Origin of the sequence: Plantactinospora endophytica, assembly GCF_016862915.1 — a bacterium.
GTDB lineage: Bacteria > Actinomycetota > Actinomycetes > Mycobacteriales > Micromonosporaceae > Plantactinospora > Plantactinospora endophytica.
Genome location: NZ_BONW01000028.1, coordinates 94,439 through 107,756 on the forward strand (window position 1 = coordinate 94,439; position 13,318 = coordinate 107,756).

At 70.8% G+C, this 13,318-nt stretch carries 10 protein-coding genes; 5 read left to right on the plus strand and 5 right to left on the minus strand.

The annotated features are described in order from the left end of the window. Positions 1–122: 122 nt before the first annotated feature. On the minus strand, positions 123–827 hold the full coding sequence (locus tag Pen02_RS26460) for a VOC family protein (protein WP_203868813.1): 705 nt from the start codon (positions 825–827) through the stop codon (positions 123–125). 85 nt (positions 828–912) lie between these two features. On the opposite strand from Pen02_RS26460, the gene Pen02_RS26465 reads away from it, so the two are divergent. Continuing rightward, the gene (locus tag Pen02_RS26465; protein WP_203868814.1) at positions 913–2,001 is read left to right on the plus strand and encodes a hypothetical protein; all 1,089 of its coding nucleotides are present in this window, start codon (positions 913–915) and stop codon (positions 1,999–2,001) included. A gap of 103 nt (positions 2,002–2,104) precedes the next feature. Here the strand turns inward: Pen02_RS26465 and Pen02_RS26470 are convergent, their stop codons facing one another. Next, on the minus strand, positions 2,105–2,818 hold the full coding sequence (locus Pen02_RS26470) for an SgcJ/EcaC family oxidoreductase (RefSeq protein WP_203868815.1): 714 nt from the start codon (positions 2,816–2,818) through the stop codon (positions 2,105–2,107). A 225-nt stretch (positions 2,819–3,043) separates the two neighbouring features. On the opposite strand from Pen02_RS26470, the gene Pen02_RS26475 reads away from it, so the two are divergent. Next, complete coding sequence (locus Pen02_RS26475) at positions 3,044–4,228, plus strand: hypothetical protein (RefSeq protein ID WP_239141329.1); 1,185 nt, start codon at positions 3,044–3,046, stop codon at positions 4,226–4,228. A 231-nt stretch (positions 4,229–4,459) separates the two neighbouring features. On the opposite strand, the gene Pen02_RS26480 is transcribed toward Pen02_RS26475, so the two are convergent. Beyond that, positions 4,460–6,691 (minus strand): penicillin acylase family protein, encoded by a 2,232-nt coding sequence (locus tag Pen02_RS26480; protein WP_203868816.1) that lies wholly within the window; start codon positions 6,689–6,691, stop codon positions 4,460–4,462. Between the two features lie 842 nt (positions 6,692–7,533). On the opposite strand from Pen02_RS26480, the gene Pen02_RS26485 reads away from it, so the two are divergent. Next, positions 7,534–8,184, plus strand: coding sequence for a SigE family RNA polymerase sigma factor (locus tag Pen02_RS26485; protein ID WP_203868817.1), 651 nt, complete (start codon positions 7,534–7,536; stop codon positions 8,182–8,184). Continuing rightward, positions 8,184–9,377, plus strand: a complete 1,194-nt coding sequence (locus tag Pen02_RS26490; protein ID WP_203868818.1) for a TolB-like translocation protein — start codon at positions 8,184–8,186, stop codon at positions 9,375–9,377. The genes Pen02_RS26485 and Pen02_RS26490 overlap by 1 nt, the downstream gene beginning before the upstream one ends. Positions 9,378–9,551: 174 nt before the next feature. Here the strand turns inward: Pen02_RS26490 and Pen02_RS26495 are convergent, their stop codons facing one another. Next, positions 9,552–10,400 carry an alpha/beta fold hydrolase gene (locus Pen02_RS26495; protein WP_203868819.1) on the minus strand — a complete coding sequence of 283 codons (849 nt, stop codon included), beginning with the start codon at positions 10,398–10,400 and terminating at the stop codon, positions 9,552–9,554. Between the two features lie 199 nt (positions 10,401–10,599). After that, positions 10,600–11,550 (minus strand): LysR family transcriptional regulator, encoded by a 951-nt coding sequence (locus tag Pen02_RS26500; RefSeq protein ID WP_239141330.1) that lies wholly within the window; start codon positions 11,548–11,550, stop codon positions 10,600–10,602. Between the two features lie 128 nt (positions 11,551–11,678). Between Pen02_RS26500 and Pen02_RS26505 the strand changes: the two genes are divergently transcribed. Next, positions 11,679–13,004, plus strand: a complete 1,326-nt coding sequence (locus tag Pen02_RS26505) for an MFS transporter (RefSeq protein WP_239141331.1) — start codon at positions 11,679–11,681, stop codon at positions 13,002–13,004. Positions 13,005–13,318 lie beyond the last annotated feature (314 nt).

The window sequence follows — 13,318 nt, forward strand, 5'->3', positions numbered from 1 at the left end:
ACCCGACGTGACCGTCGGCGCTGCGGCCAGCCTCCCTGCACGGAGAACTCGTTGCCGTATCGTCGGCGCTGCGGTCAGCTTTCCTGCACAGAGAACTCGTTGCCCTACCGTCGGCGCTGCGGTCAGCTTTCCTGCACGGAGAACTCGTTGCCGTCCGGATCGGCCAGCTCGACGGTGCCGTCCGCGCCGGGTTCGAGCCGGGTGGCTCCGAGGGCGACCAGCCGATCGACCTCCGCCTGCCGGTCGCCAGCGACGGGGACGAGGTGGAAGCGCTGCCGGTTCCGCGCCTTCTTCGGGGCCACGGGCGGTCCGCCCCAGGCGACCTTCGTGCCGCCGGCCGGCGACTGGACGGCGGTCTCCTGGTCCTGGTCCCACACCAGCGGCCAGCCCAGCGTTTCGCTCCAGAACAGGCCGACCGCCCGGGTACCGTCGCAGGCGAGTTCGCCGAGCAGGCCGCATCCGGCGAGGAAGTTGTTGCCCGGCTCGGTCACGCAGAACTCGTTGCCCTCGGGGTCGGCCAGAACGATGTGTCCCTCCTCGGGGCGTTGCCCGACGTCGAGGTGGCTGGCGCCGAGTTCCAGCGCCGTCGCCACCCGGTGCTGCTGGTCGGCGGGGCTGTCGCTGGTCAGGTGCAGGTGCACGCGGTTGGGCCCCTCCTTCTCCGTGTCGCTCGCGACGAATTCGAGGCCGAGCTGGGTGTCGTCGCCGGGCAGGAACAGGGCTCCGGCATGCTCGACGACCTGCCGGCCGAGCATGCCGGCCCAGAACGTCGCCAGCCGGGTCGGGGCGTGCGCGTCGAAGGTCACCGCCACCAGTCGCGAGAGCATCGTCGCAGAGTAGACACGGGCCGCCGGGACGACAAGCCAGTTTGCGAGCCGATATCTGTCGTACTCGTACGGCATGGTGTCGGGCATGATCGAGCGGCTTGACGAGGTCGACTGGTCCGGGCTCACGCACGCGTACGGGGCAGCCGACGACGTGCCGGAGTTGATCCGTGGGCTGTTGTCGCCGGATGCCGGCCAACGCGAGGAGATCCGGCACGAGCTGTATTCGTGCATCGCCCACCAGGGCACCCGTTATCCGGCCAGCGCGCGGGCCGTGCCGTTCCTGCTCGCGCTCGTCGCCGACCCGGCCACGCCGGACCGTGGTGACCTCGTCGACTTCCTGGAGTTCGTCGCCACCGGGACGGGGCAGCGGTACTGGAAACGGTATCCGATCGCCGAGGAGCGGGCGGCGGGGTCGTCACCCGCGCTGGACGCCTACGACGCGGTCGCCGACGCTGTCCCGTTGTTCGTGACGCTGCTCGGCGACACCGACGCGGAGGTCGCCGGCCCGGCGGCGCAGGCGCTCGCGGTCTTCCCGGAGCACGCGGACCGCACCGCGCCGGCGCTCGCCGCCGTCGCGGCCGACGACGACTCACCCGTCGCGCTGGTCACCACGGCACTGCTGGCCCTCGGCGCGATCGTGCCGATCGGCACGCCCGAGCACGACGCACTGCTGCGTCGGCGAGCGCGCGACGACGACGAGAACGTCCGGTGGGCCGCCTCGCTGACCGTATGCCGGCTGCGTCGACCGGGCCTGCTGCCGGCAGCCACCGCCGAGCTACGCCGCTGGGCCGTCCGACTGGCCGCGCGGGACGACCACAGTGCGCCCTGGTACGGGCTCCGTGAAGAGCTCGCACTCGACGAACTGGCCGCCCTCGACCCCGACGGACACCACGCGCGGCTCCAGCCGATCCTGGACCGGATGCTCGGCGAGACCCCGTCGTCCAACTGGCACAACCACCTGCTGTCCATCCTCGACCGGGCCGGCCTGCTGGTCAGGGCGGATCCTGACCGCGCACCGGTACCGGTGGAGGCCCTGCACCCTGCCCAGCGCCAGCTCGTCGAGCGGCTCTGCGAGCGGCCCGACATTTTCGCCGCCGATCGCGTCCTGATGCCGCTGGCCTGGGCCGGACTGCCGGACACGCTGGCCGGACTGCGGCAGTACGCGGGCCGGTAACCTCACCCTGCCAGGCGCCGGCAGGGTGTCCGGGACCTTGCCGCCGGGGTCACGCCGGCCCGGCAGGGCGGTCGGCTACCGCGCCGGATCCGTTCCCGCGTACTCATCTGGCCTCGGGCATCTTCGAGGAGTGGTGGTTGACGATCAGGCACTTCTTGTCGATCACCTGGTAGACGAAGGTGTAGCGGGCCATCACCGTCGCGGGCTGCTGGCCGTCGCCGAAGGTGAACGTGTAGAGGCCGGTGTCGAGCGCCGAGGTCTTGTCCAGGATGACGACCTTCCGGTCCGTGACGCTCGCCTGCGGCTTGCGCTTGAGGAAGTCGACGAAGTAGCCACGGATCTCGGCACGGCCCTTGAACACCTTGTCCTTGAGTGTCGACAGCAGGACGGCGTCCGTCGTGTAGCGCTCCGCGACCTTGTCGGCGTCGTTGGCCAGCGCGTCGTTCCAACCCGTGAAGACCGCCTCGATCTCGGCCACCGTCGGGGGTTCGCTGCAGTTCGGCGGTGCCGGTACGGGCCGAGGGGGTGGCGCGGTCTCGATCGGTGTGGCGGTCGGCGGCGGGGTCGACGGGGTACCCGATGGGGTCCAGGTCGGCGGGCAGGTGGGAGTCGGCGTACCCGTCGGGGACGGCCAGGTGGGCGACGGCGGAGTCGGAACCGTGCTGTACGTCCGCAGTGGTGCGCTCCAGGTGACCGTCTCGCACGGCAGCGGATCCCCGGTGCGGGCGGGAAGGCCGGTGGCCAGGCTCACACCGCCCCAGGCGACCAGCGTGGCGCTGACCGCACCGGCGACGACGGATCGGATTGTCGCTCGCATCGTGCTCCCTCCCAGGGTTCCCGTTGGCGCTATCAACCTAGCGTCGAACGTGAATGCGAGGGGATCTTGCGACTGGGTGCGGGTCGACTCGGCAACGGGCGCAGCTGTCCGGTGAGACATTTACAGTCGTCACTACATGGCCTAGTGTTAACGCTCACATATCCGACTCCTCCTCGTGCGGTCACCGACCACCACCAGACCCGTCCCGACACCCAGGAGAGCACCATGACCAGTACCACCAAGGGCTTACCCGGCCGATGGGCCGGCAGGTGCCGGCGGGCGGCCGTCATGACCGTGGCCGTCACGCTGATCGCAGGCGCCGCCGTCGGTCTCGGCTCCTCGCCGGCCTCCGCCGCCTGCGGTGACGGCTCCTTCAACGCCGACGCGACGCTCAGCGGAAGCACCTGGACCTCCCGCAACGGGAGCCGCACCGTCTACACCGGCAGCGACATGCGCGCCGCCGTACAGGCCGCGCTCGACAGCCTCACGGCCGGGCGGACCTCGAAGCAGTCGGTCGTGGTACGCGGCTCGGGCACGGTCAGCGCCGGGTCCCGGATCTCCGTACCCAGTCAGACGATCCTCGACGTCTGCGGCACCATCACGGTGAGCGGCAGCGGCTCCGGGGACCAGGCCCCGATCTACTCCCGTGGCACCAGCAACATCGAGGTGCGCTACCTGACCCTGCGCGGCGCACCCCTCTACGGCATCTTCATGCGCAACGTCAACAACCTCGTCCTCGGCCAGATCAACATGCAACTGACCGGCGGCCTCGGGGTACGCATCGACAACCACGGTGGAGACCGGGCCGTGAAGGTGCGCAACATCCGCATCGACAACGTGTACGTCTCCGGCGCGACCAGCCAGGGCGTGGAGACGTACGGCGTCGACGGGATCACCGTCGGGACGGTGACCGCCCGCAACGTCGGCAACTCCGGACTCCTGCTCAACGACACCATCAACGCCACGGTCGGCACCGTCGACGCCGAGAACACCGGCACCGGTACCGGCTATGCCGCCTTCCGGATGGCCAACCGCAACGGCCGGGTCGGCAGCAGCTACCCGGCGAACATCCGGGTGGGCACCGTCCGGGCCCGGGGCGGCGGTCGGGGGATCTTCTGCGTCTCCGAGAGTGGTGGCGCCGTCATCGACCGGGTCGACATCGCGAACACCGGCAACAACTCGGTACTGATCGAGAACTGCTACAACGTTACCCTTGCCGGCGCCTCCGGCACGATCAGCGGCGGGGGAGAGATGCGGATCGCCGCTCGGACCGAGTTCCCGCCCTCGTCCGGTATCCGCTTCCAGAACCTGACGGTCAGCAACACCAACATCAGATGGAGCCCGTGCACCGGCAGCAACAACACGGTCAGCAACGTCACCCGCTCCAACTCCACACTCACCTGGTGCTGACCGCCAGCCCGGTGGCCACCCGGACGCGGGCGGCCACCGGGGCCACGGCGACCGGACGGCCGAGGCGTGCCGCCGACGTGTCTGCCGGGGCACCGACGGCGGCAACCCGGAGACCTGGGGCCGCGTCCGGGCGGACGCGTCGGCGTGGTCCTGACGTACCGGACGTCAGTCGCGCGACCTCGCGGTAAACAGTCTTGTCCTTCTGCCCGGTCTCAGTCGTCCTGCCCGGTCTCAGTCGCCCGGCCGGTAGCGCCGTTCGATGTGTCCCCTGAGGTCCTCGGGGTAGAAGTAGACGGGCCGAAGGTTGCCGCTCGCGTACCGCTCGGCCTGGTCGTTGAAGTGCGGCGAGTCGGGGTGTCCGCTCGCGCCCCCGGCGGTCACCGCCCAGGCGCGCAGCTTCGGCCCGAACTCCACCACCGCCACGAAGCTGTTGCCGCTGGTGCCGTAGTAGCGCCTGGTCCCGGGCCAACGCCTCGCGCCGAAGGAGGCGAGGGAGCCGAACGTCGCGGAGGTGAAGGGTACCGGGACGCTCGGCTTGGCGTCGTCGAAAGTCTGGACGATCGCGCCGTCGTTGCGTTGGAAGCGGTTGATCTCGCCCCAGGGTACCTGCCAGGTGCCGAAGTCCTGGACGAGGCGCCTCGTCGCCTCGGTGAGCGCCGTGAGCCGCTGCGAATCGGTGACCCGCTCTGCCAGGAAGTCCCACATGGACATCCCGGACTCCCGTGCCGCCTGGGCCACTGCCGCCCAGAGCGCCTCGCCCCAGAACACGGCCAGGGAGGTCGGGATCGAATCCGTAGCCCAGCAATGGTCCCAGCCGCGCAGCCGGTCGACCGGCCCGCCGAGCTCCGCCTTCGACCGGTCGCCTTCTGGCAGTGCGTCCCAGGCCGCGACGAGCTGTGGCACGAGCCGGGCGAAGACGTTGAGGTGCGGGTCGAAGGCGGCTGCGATCAGCGCCTCCGGGGTGAACGGGCGCTGCGCGGTGAGTACCGCCGTCGCCTGTGGCCCGCGCGGGTTCTCGCCGGCCTGGTCGAAGTAGCGCGGGTAGTCGGCGGCGTCGGGGCTGTCGGCGCCGGCCGCGGTCCAGGGCCAGTTGTTCGTGTTGAACGCCCAGCCGGTCGTCGGGTTCACCGCCTGTGGCAGGCTGGCGAGGCTGTGCAGCCCACGCCAGTCGGTCGCCGGGTCGCTGCCGTCGATGGGCCGGCGGTAGTCGAAGCGGTCGTCGCGGATCGGCATGAACTGCGGCACGAGGAAGGCGATCGCGCCCTTCGAGTCGGCGAAGAGGGTGTTGTTCGAGCTGTTGGCCCGAAGGTCCGCCACCTCGATGTAGTCCGCGTAGTCCCGCGTCTTGGTACGCAGGAAGCTCTGCCGCAGCGCCTCGACGGGCCGGTTCATCAGCGCGAACGCGATCCACTTCCCGTCCGCCTCGCGCACGATCGGACCGTGGTGCGTGGCGAGGGTACGGAAGCTGCGTTTCGCCTGCCCACCGTCTGGCGTGCGGTACGAGAGCGTGACCGTCCTGGTCGTCACCGGGCGCAGCGCGTTGCCGTAGCGGTAGGAGTGTCTGCCGTCCGCTCCGGTCACGATCGTTTCGGCGAACTCGTCGACGTTGTCGACGCCGCTCGACGTGTGCATCCAGCCGGTGTCGGCGTTGAAGCCCTGGTAGACGAAGAACTGGCCCCAGGTGGCCGCGCCGTACACGTTCAGCCCTTCACCGCTGGTCACGTGCTGCTCGGAGCGGAAGAAGAAGCTGGTGTGCGGGTTGATCAGCAGCAGTGCGTGCCCGTCCCGGGTGTGGCTCGGCGCGATCGCCATCCCGTTGGAGCCGCTGGGCTCGCGGAACAGCAGCCCGCGTTCGTCGTCGGTCATCGGCAGCGTGCGGCTGGTGTAGAAGGCTTCGAGCTGGGTGAGGGGTACCCGCTCGATGTCGCCGCCGATGCTGCCCTCGGAGAAGCTCAGCGGCATCCACGGCTCGAACCGCGTTATCACTCGCGGTCGCACCTCGGGGTGGGTAGCGAGGAAGTAGTTCAACCCGTCCGCCCAGGCCCGCATCAGCTTGCGCAACCAGGCCGGACTCTTCGCGTACTCCCTCTTCAGCACCTCGGGATCGACGAACAGCCGCTGGCGCAGGTCCTGCCAGATCGCACTCTCGCCCTCGGCCTCGGCGAGCCGGCCGAGGCTTACCAGGTAGTTGCGTTCGATCCGGTTGAAGTCGTCCTCGGCCTGGGCGTACATCATCCCGAACACCGCGTCCGCGTCGGTCCTGCCCCACACGTGCGGGATTCCCCAGTCGTCCCGGGTGATCGTCACCCGGGACGACTGTCGCCGCCAGCGGACGAGGTCGGATCCGGTCCGCGCGGCAGCGGCGGACACGCCGTACGGCATGCCCACCGCGACGGCCGCGGCTCCGGCGGCCAGCCCGACCGCACCGCCCAGAACCCGACGCCGTTGCAGCCCTCGGCTCATAGCTGGTTCACCTTTCTCGCGGATCGAGGAATCGGGTGCGTGCCTTTCCGGAGGACCTCGTCGGCCCCGGAGCTGTGATTACTGCGGCCGGCAATGGCCCGGCCAGGCGACCGGACGGTCGGGTTCGGCTACCGCTCCGGTCGATGCGGCCGGAAGGCGGACCCGACACGACGGTGCGGCAGGGTGTGGCTCCGCCATTCGCAGGTCGCTGTCCGGGATGCCGCACGGCGGCCGACCGGCAGCGTGCGGTCGCGGGAGGCCGCGCACGCCAGGAGAGCAGGGCTGCGACGCGCGAAACGAAGTGAGGTGGTCTGCGGTCGCGCGCTCTTGATCTGCCTCCTGCGAACTCGTGGTGCGAGGAATTCGAGGGTAGGCAACCTGACTACACCTGGGATACACGGCGAGGTTCGCACGGGCGGATCAGCCAAACCTCGGCCGGCAGGCCCGGATCGGCGCGCTACCGACCCACTCACCGTGACGCGAGCCGTCGATCAGGCGAGCGCCTTGCTGAACCCCGACTCCGAGCCGTAGACGGTGAATCCCGACCGCTCGGCCAGGAAAGCGCTTCCCAGGCGTTGCCGCCCGGATGCGAACCCTGGCACTCGTGCGAGGCGACCCCGCTGGGCCCGCCCGTGGACATGGATCGGGTCAGGGCCGACACGATGAAGCACACGAGCTGGGTCGTGGCGCGCGCGGTGTTGCCTCTGCTCTGAGCTGGTCGGATCGTCGGTGCTGCCGGACGACGGTGGTCGTCCGGCGTAGCGCACGTAATGATCCCGTCGGATGAGCAGCAGCCGCCGATGACCCGGCGTTGTACTGGTTATGACCGATGGGAACCCCGGATGAACTCTGAGCAGCAGCAGGAGTTCACCGATTTCGTCGAGGCCCGTTCCGCCTCGCTGTTCCGTACCGCACTGGCGCTGACCGGGCACCGGCAGCAGGCCGAGGACCTGTTGCAGACGGTGCTGGCCCGCGCGGCGCGGCACTGGGGGCGGATCCGGACCGGCCAGCCGGAGGCGTACGTCCGTACCGCCCTGTACCGGGAGCGGACGAGTTGGTGGCGTAGCCTTCGGCGCCGGCCCGAGACGAGCCTCGACCCGGTGCCGGAACGCAGTAGCGGTACCGACGAGATGGCGCTGGTGGACCTGAACCTGGCCCTACGGCAGGCGCTCGGCCAACTCGCCCCGAAGCACCGTGCCGTCCTGGTACTGCGTTACCTGGAGGACCTTCCGGACAGCGAGATCGCCGAGATTCTCCGCTGCACCGAGTCGACGGTACGCAGCCAGGCCGCCCGGGCCCTGGCCCGGCTCCGCGACCTCTGTCCCGGGCTCGACCTCGTCGCCGGGCCAACCCGGCCGACCGAGGAGCGCCGGCCCGGCGGCGCGGGTACGCACCGGGTCGGTGCCGTCGTGCGCGGCAACGGCGTACGGCGGGTCGGCGACGCGGCACCGGCCAGGAGTGGTCACCGGATCGGCAGAGAGGCGGCACAGTGATGAGTACCCAGATCAGCGATGTCCTGCGGGTCGCGCTCGACGAGGGCGCCGAGGCCGTCCCGCCGACGGGCCTGGCCGCAGCGGCGCTGCACCGGGCCCGGCGGCAGCGGCTCGCCCGACGCGCCGCGAGCGGTTTCCTCGCCGTGGTCGCCGTGCTGGTCGGCGGCACCGTCCACCTCGGCAGTTCCGGCACCGGCGATCTCGCCGACGACGTCGCCGCGCTCCGGCCGCCGGGCGGGATGCGACCGATGGTGGTCACCGCGTACAGCGGCATCCGGGATCCGAAGGTCGCCGACGGCAGTCCCGCCTTCAACTACTCGCTGCTGCTCGACCGGAAGACCGGGAACTACGACCGGATGCCGTACCGGTCGGTGATCCCGGCACCGGACGGCACCCGGGCGCTGGTCCGCACCGGCGACAACAGCGAGATGCAGCCGAGCCGGTTCGGCATCCTGGAGATCGGCAGCGGCGAGGTCCGCTGGATCCCCGGCTTCGGCACCGGTTCCGCCGGCTTCCCCGGCGCGAGCAACGGCGGACACTGGTCTCCGGACGGCCGCACACTGCTCTTCGACTACTCGCCCCGCACCGGGGCGGAGCCCGGGTTCGTGCTGGTCGACGCCGAGACCCTGCACCCCACCAAGGTCACCGTGCCGGGCCTGCCCGGGCTGGACAGCCAGGGAATCGGACCGGTCTGGGCTCCCGACGGCCGGCAGGTGGTGGTGAACCTCTCCCACTCCGAACGGGAGGACCAGCCGGACGTGGTGACCGGGCTCCGCTTCTACGACCTCGCCGGCCGGCGCGTCCGCGACCTGCCGGTCACCGCCACCCTGCGGTCCGGGTCCGCCTACGCACCGGACGGCAGCCGGATGGCCCTGTCCGCAGCCGGCCAGGGTACGCCGCTCCGGCTGCTGCTGACCGAGGTGACCAGTGGGAAGGTCCTGCGGACGATCGAACTGGACCGCCCGGCGACGCTGCTCGGCTGGCACGACGACGAGCACCTGGTGCTGCGGTTCTCGCCGGGACCGGGCGATGCGGGTCGGCCAGCCGGTCACGACGAACTGGCCGTCGTCGACCTGACCGGCCGGGTGACGGAACGGCTGACGTTCCCGGCGGAGACGGCACTCGGCGTCGCCGAGGTCCACCTCGGCTCCTCGGCCGACCTGCCCGGCGGGGCCGCCCGGATCACCTTCTGACCGACCACCGGCCCGGCGGATCGTCCGCCGGGCCCCGACCCCTCCGGGTGCCGGCGCGTCACGCGTCGGCACCCGGACCCTTGGGGTACCGACAACGCCCCGGACCGCCACCAACAGGGCGAACGTGCGTGCGAGGCGGGGTCAGCCGACCGGGAGACATCCGTCCGGCTGGAGTCACGCGGTGCTGATGAGCCGACCGACCCGTTCGGGCTCGTCCACCTGTACGTAGTGCCGGGCATCGGGCAGTAGGTGCAGGTCCGCATTCGGGAACAGCGCGGTGAAGCGCCGGGCCACCCGGGCGTTGAGATACCGGTCCCGCGCGCCGAACACCACCCGCACGGGTGGGTTGAAGCGGCGCATGTCCGCGATCCGGCGGCGCCGCCGCAGCAGCGTGCCGAGCAGGTCCTGGTTGAGCCGGAAGAACGCGGGCTGCGCCGGTGGGAAGTCCCGTAACAGTTGCGGGACCACCTCGCCGCGTACCGTGGGGTCGCTGATGAACTCGCCGACCTGCCAGGCGTAGAGACGCCCCTGCACGGCAGGGCGACGGCGGGCCAGGGTACGGGCGACGGCGCCGATCCCCGGGGTGGAGAAGATCGCGATCACCGGTGGACGCCGGATGCCGGGCAGCCAGTGGTAGTACGTGTTGAGCAGCACCAGCGCCGCGACCCGCTCGGGATTGCGCATCGCCCAGTCGATGGCGGGCGGCCCGGACGCGTCGTGCGCCACGAGCACCGCCCGGGTCTGGCCCAGGTGGTCCGACACCGCGTCCAGTACCGCGGCCACGTCGCGGGTCTGGTTGTCGGCCGTGTACGGGTAGCCTGCCGGCTTGTCGGAGCGACCCCAGCCGAGGAAGTCGAACCGCACCACCGGCCGCACCGGGTCCAGATGCGGCAGCAGCCGGTCGTACAGGTGGAGGTTGTCGGGAAAGCCGTGCATCAACACGATGGGCACCCCGGTGCCCGGCCTCACCTCGGCGTGCAGCCGATGCCCGCCGCGCACCACCGGCAGCGGGTTCGCGGTCACCAGGCGACCGTAACAGCGGCGACTCGCCTGCTCAGGGCGGTCGCCGCAGGTCCGCCGATCGTGTCCGGGCCGGCCGCCCGGCACACCACGAACGGGTGACCCTGAACGTGCGACGGTGCCCGAGGTGGGACCTGCACCGGCCGGCGGTCGAACACGAGGGCGATGCCGCTGGCCGGTCGGACCGTGCGCGACATCGGGATCATGACGTCGGGGCCGGCGGCTGTGCCCAGTTCGGCAGCCACACCTGCTCGCCCGGCGTCTCCACCCGACTGGAGCCGAGGTGGTCGCGCAGGCTGCCGAGCGCGGGGTGCGGGTTGTCGTCGCGCCAGATCAGTGAGATCGGGTATACCGGCGCCGGGTCCCGTACCGGTATGCGCCGCAGGTCGTAGCTGTCCGGCCACAGGTACCGCGAGTGTTCGCCGACCAACGTCGCCAGTTCTGCGGAGTCGGCGATCTCGGCCATCAGCACCTCGTTCCCGAAGACCGGCCCGACCAGGTCGATGGTGAGACCGAACGCGGCGGCGAGTTCGTCGTAGTAGGCGGCCCATTCCGTACCGGTGGCCATGCCGGGCATCCAGATCCGGTGTTCGGCGAGTTGTGTGGGCGTGACGGTGCGGGCGTCGGCGAGCGCGTGACGTGGCCCGACGAGGATCTCGTGGTGTTCGTCGATCACCCGGGCGGTCCTGATCGCGTCCGGCAGTTGGCGCGCGGGGACGGTGACGGCGTGGAAGGTGGCGTCGACCGACCCCGCCTCGACGGCGGCGGTCGCGGCGTGCGCGTCGGCATCGAGGGTGACGACGTCCAGCTCGATCCGCGGATGCGCACGGTGGAAGTCCTGTAGCAGTACCGCCGAGGCGATTCGTCGACTGTGGACGTCGACGCGGAGCGCGCGCCGCCCGGGGCGTACGGAGGCGTCGGCCCGCGCCTCGACCCGGAGCAGTTCCCGGGCGTGGGGCAGGAACGCCTGACCGTCGATCGTGAGTCGGGCACCGCGAGCGGTGCGGGTGAACAGCCGTACCTCCAGGTCTTTCTCCAGGCCGGCGATGCGCTTGGACACGGCCTGCTGGGTGATCGACAGCGCGGAGGCGGCGTCCTGGAACTGGCCGGCGTCGGCGGCGGCGACGAAGGTACGGACGGCGTCGAGATCCACGGACCGGATCCTACGCACACAACGATTGGTTGTGGCTCGCGGTCGTTTTAGTTGTTTGATCCGTCCTCTCACCTCCTGCTTTGATCGCGGCGGTCAACGGCAGGTTGTCCGAACGGGAGGTGTGGGACGTGGCGGCGAGACGCTCCCTGGGGCGGCGGTTCGGCTGGTTGTGGGCGGCGTACGCGGTCAGTGCCTACGGCTCCGGGCTGGGGTTCGGTGCCCTGCCGCTGATCGCCGTGCTGGTGCTGGACGCCAGCCCCACCCAGGTCTCCGCGCTGTCCGCCGTGGGGCCGGCGGTCGGCGCACTGATCGCCGTGCCGCTCGGACCGTGGGTGGAGTTACACCGCAAGCGGCCCGTGATGATCGTGACGGACCTGGCCCGGTTCGCGGTCCTGCTGACGATCCCCGTCGCGTACGCCCTCGGCCGGCTCACCTTCGTCCAGTTGCTCGTCATCTCGGCGGTGCTCGCCGCCGCCAAGATCACCTTCGCCGCGGCCGGCGGCGCCTACCTCAGGGCCCTCGTCCGGCCGGACGACCTGCTCGTGGCCAACACGCGGTTCGAGTCGACGACGTGGAGTTCGATCGCGGTCGGGCCGCCGCTGGGCGGGGCGGCGGTCGGCCTGTTCGGACCGGTCGCCACCGTCCTGGCCGACGCACTCAGCTACCTGCTCTCCGCGCTGGGCATCACGGCGATTCGCGGCCGGGAGGAACACCCGCAGCGCACCGCCAGGCGCCGGCTCCGGGCCGGCGACCTGTTCGACGGCTGGCGGCACCTGCTGACCCATCCCGGCCTGCGGCCGCTCTACCTCAACCAGTTGCTAGTCAACGGACTGATCATGGCCACCGAGCCGCTGCTGGCCGTACTGCTGCTCGGCGAACTCGGCTTCGCACCCTGGCAGTACGGCCTCGCCTTCGCCGCCCCCTGCGTCGGCGGACTCCTCGGCTCACGCCTGGCCCCCCGTGTCGTGGCCCGGTACGGCCAGCGCCGCGTCCTCGGTACCGTCGGCACACTCCGCGCGATCTGGCTGATCGGCCTCGCCTCCGTCCAGCCCGGCGTCACCGGTCTCGTTACGGTGATCGCGGTCGAACTCGCGATCGTCGTCAGCATGAGCCTCTACAACCCGGTGCTCGCCACGTATCGGCTCGAACACACCCCCGAGGACCGCATCGCCCGTACGCTGTCGGCCTGGTCGATCAGTAGCAGCGCGGTCATCGCCATCTTCACCGCGCTGGGCGGACTACTCGCCGCAGCCACCAGTCCACGCACGGCCCTCACGGTCGCGGGACTGCTCATCCTGACCAGCCCACTGCTGCTACCCCGTTGCCCGGACCACCACCGAGACGGTCGGGCGGGTCCTGCGCGAGCGGGGCGTGCCGCGACGCCCGTGGCCGGGCCGGTTGGGCGCGCGGCGATCCTGCCCATCGCTGAAAGCGATGTGAAAGGCGTCAGGTGATTAGCTCGGCGCGATGTCGCGGCGTTGGCTGCCTGCGGAAACGCCTGATCGGTCTGCGGGTTCCGGGCGCCATTGTCGCATGTGGACCGAGGATGCCAGACATAGGCGCGTGCCGACGGCACGGAACCCGACACTGGCGGATCAAAACGCCGTCGTGTAATACTGGCCAACGAACGGGGGTTCAGCATTCCGCACCGCGCCAGGCGACGATCATTCGGCCGTTGGTTCCGGTGCTGGTCGCAACCGGGCGGATGCCACGGGTCCTGGTTCTGGATCATTAGTTACGGTGTGTCCGGCAATGTTGCCCGCAATGC

Coding starts and splice junctions, on each gene's coding strand:
- Pen02_RS26470 (WP_203868815.1), bottom strand. CDS start 2,818: ATGCGAGCGACAATCCGATCCGTCGTCGCCGGTGCGGTCAGCGCCACG.
- Pen02_RS26465 (WP_203868814.1), top strand. CDS start 913: ATGATCGAGCGGCTTGACGAGGTCGACTGGTCCGGGCTCACGCACGCG.
- Pen02_RS26480 (WP_203868816.1), bottom strand. CDS start 6,691: ATGAGCCGAGGGCTGCAACGGCGTCGGGTTCTGGGCGGTGCGGTCGGG.
- Pen02_RS26475 (WP_239141329.1), top strand. CDS start 3,044: ATGACCAGTACCACCAAGGGCTTACCCGGCCGATGGGCCGGCAGGTGC.
- Pen02_RS26485 (WP_203868817.1), top strand. CDS start 7,534: ATGAACTCTGAGCAGCAGCAGGAGTTCACCGATTTCGTCGAGGCCCGT.
- Pen02_RS26460 (WP_203868813.1), bottom strand. CDS start 827: ATGCTCTCGCGACTGGTGGCGGTGACCTTCGACGCGCACGCCCCGACC.
- Pen02_RS26490 (WP_203868818.1), top strand. CDS start 8,184: ATGAGTACCCAGATCAGCGATGTCCTGCGGGTCGCGCTCGACGAGGGC.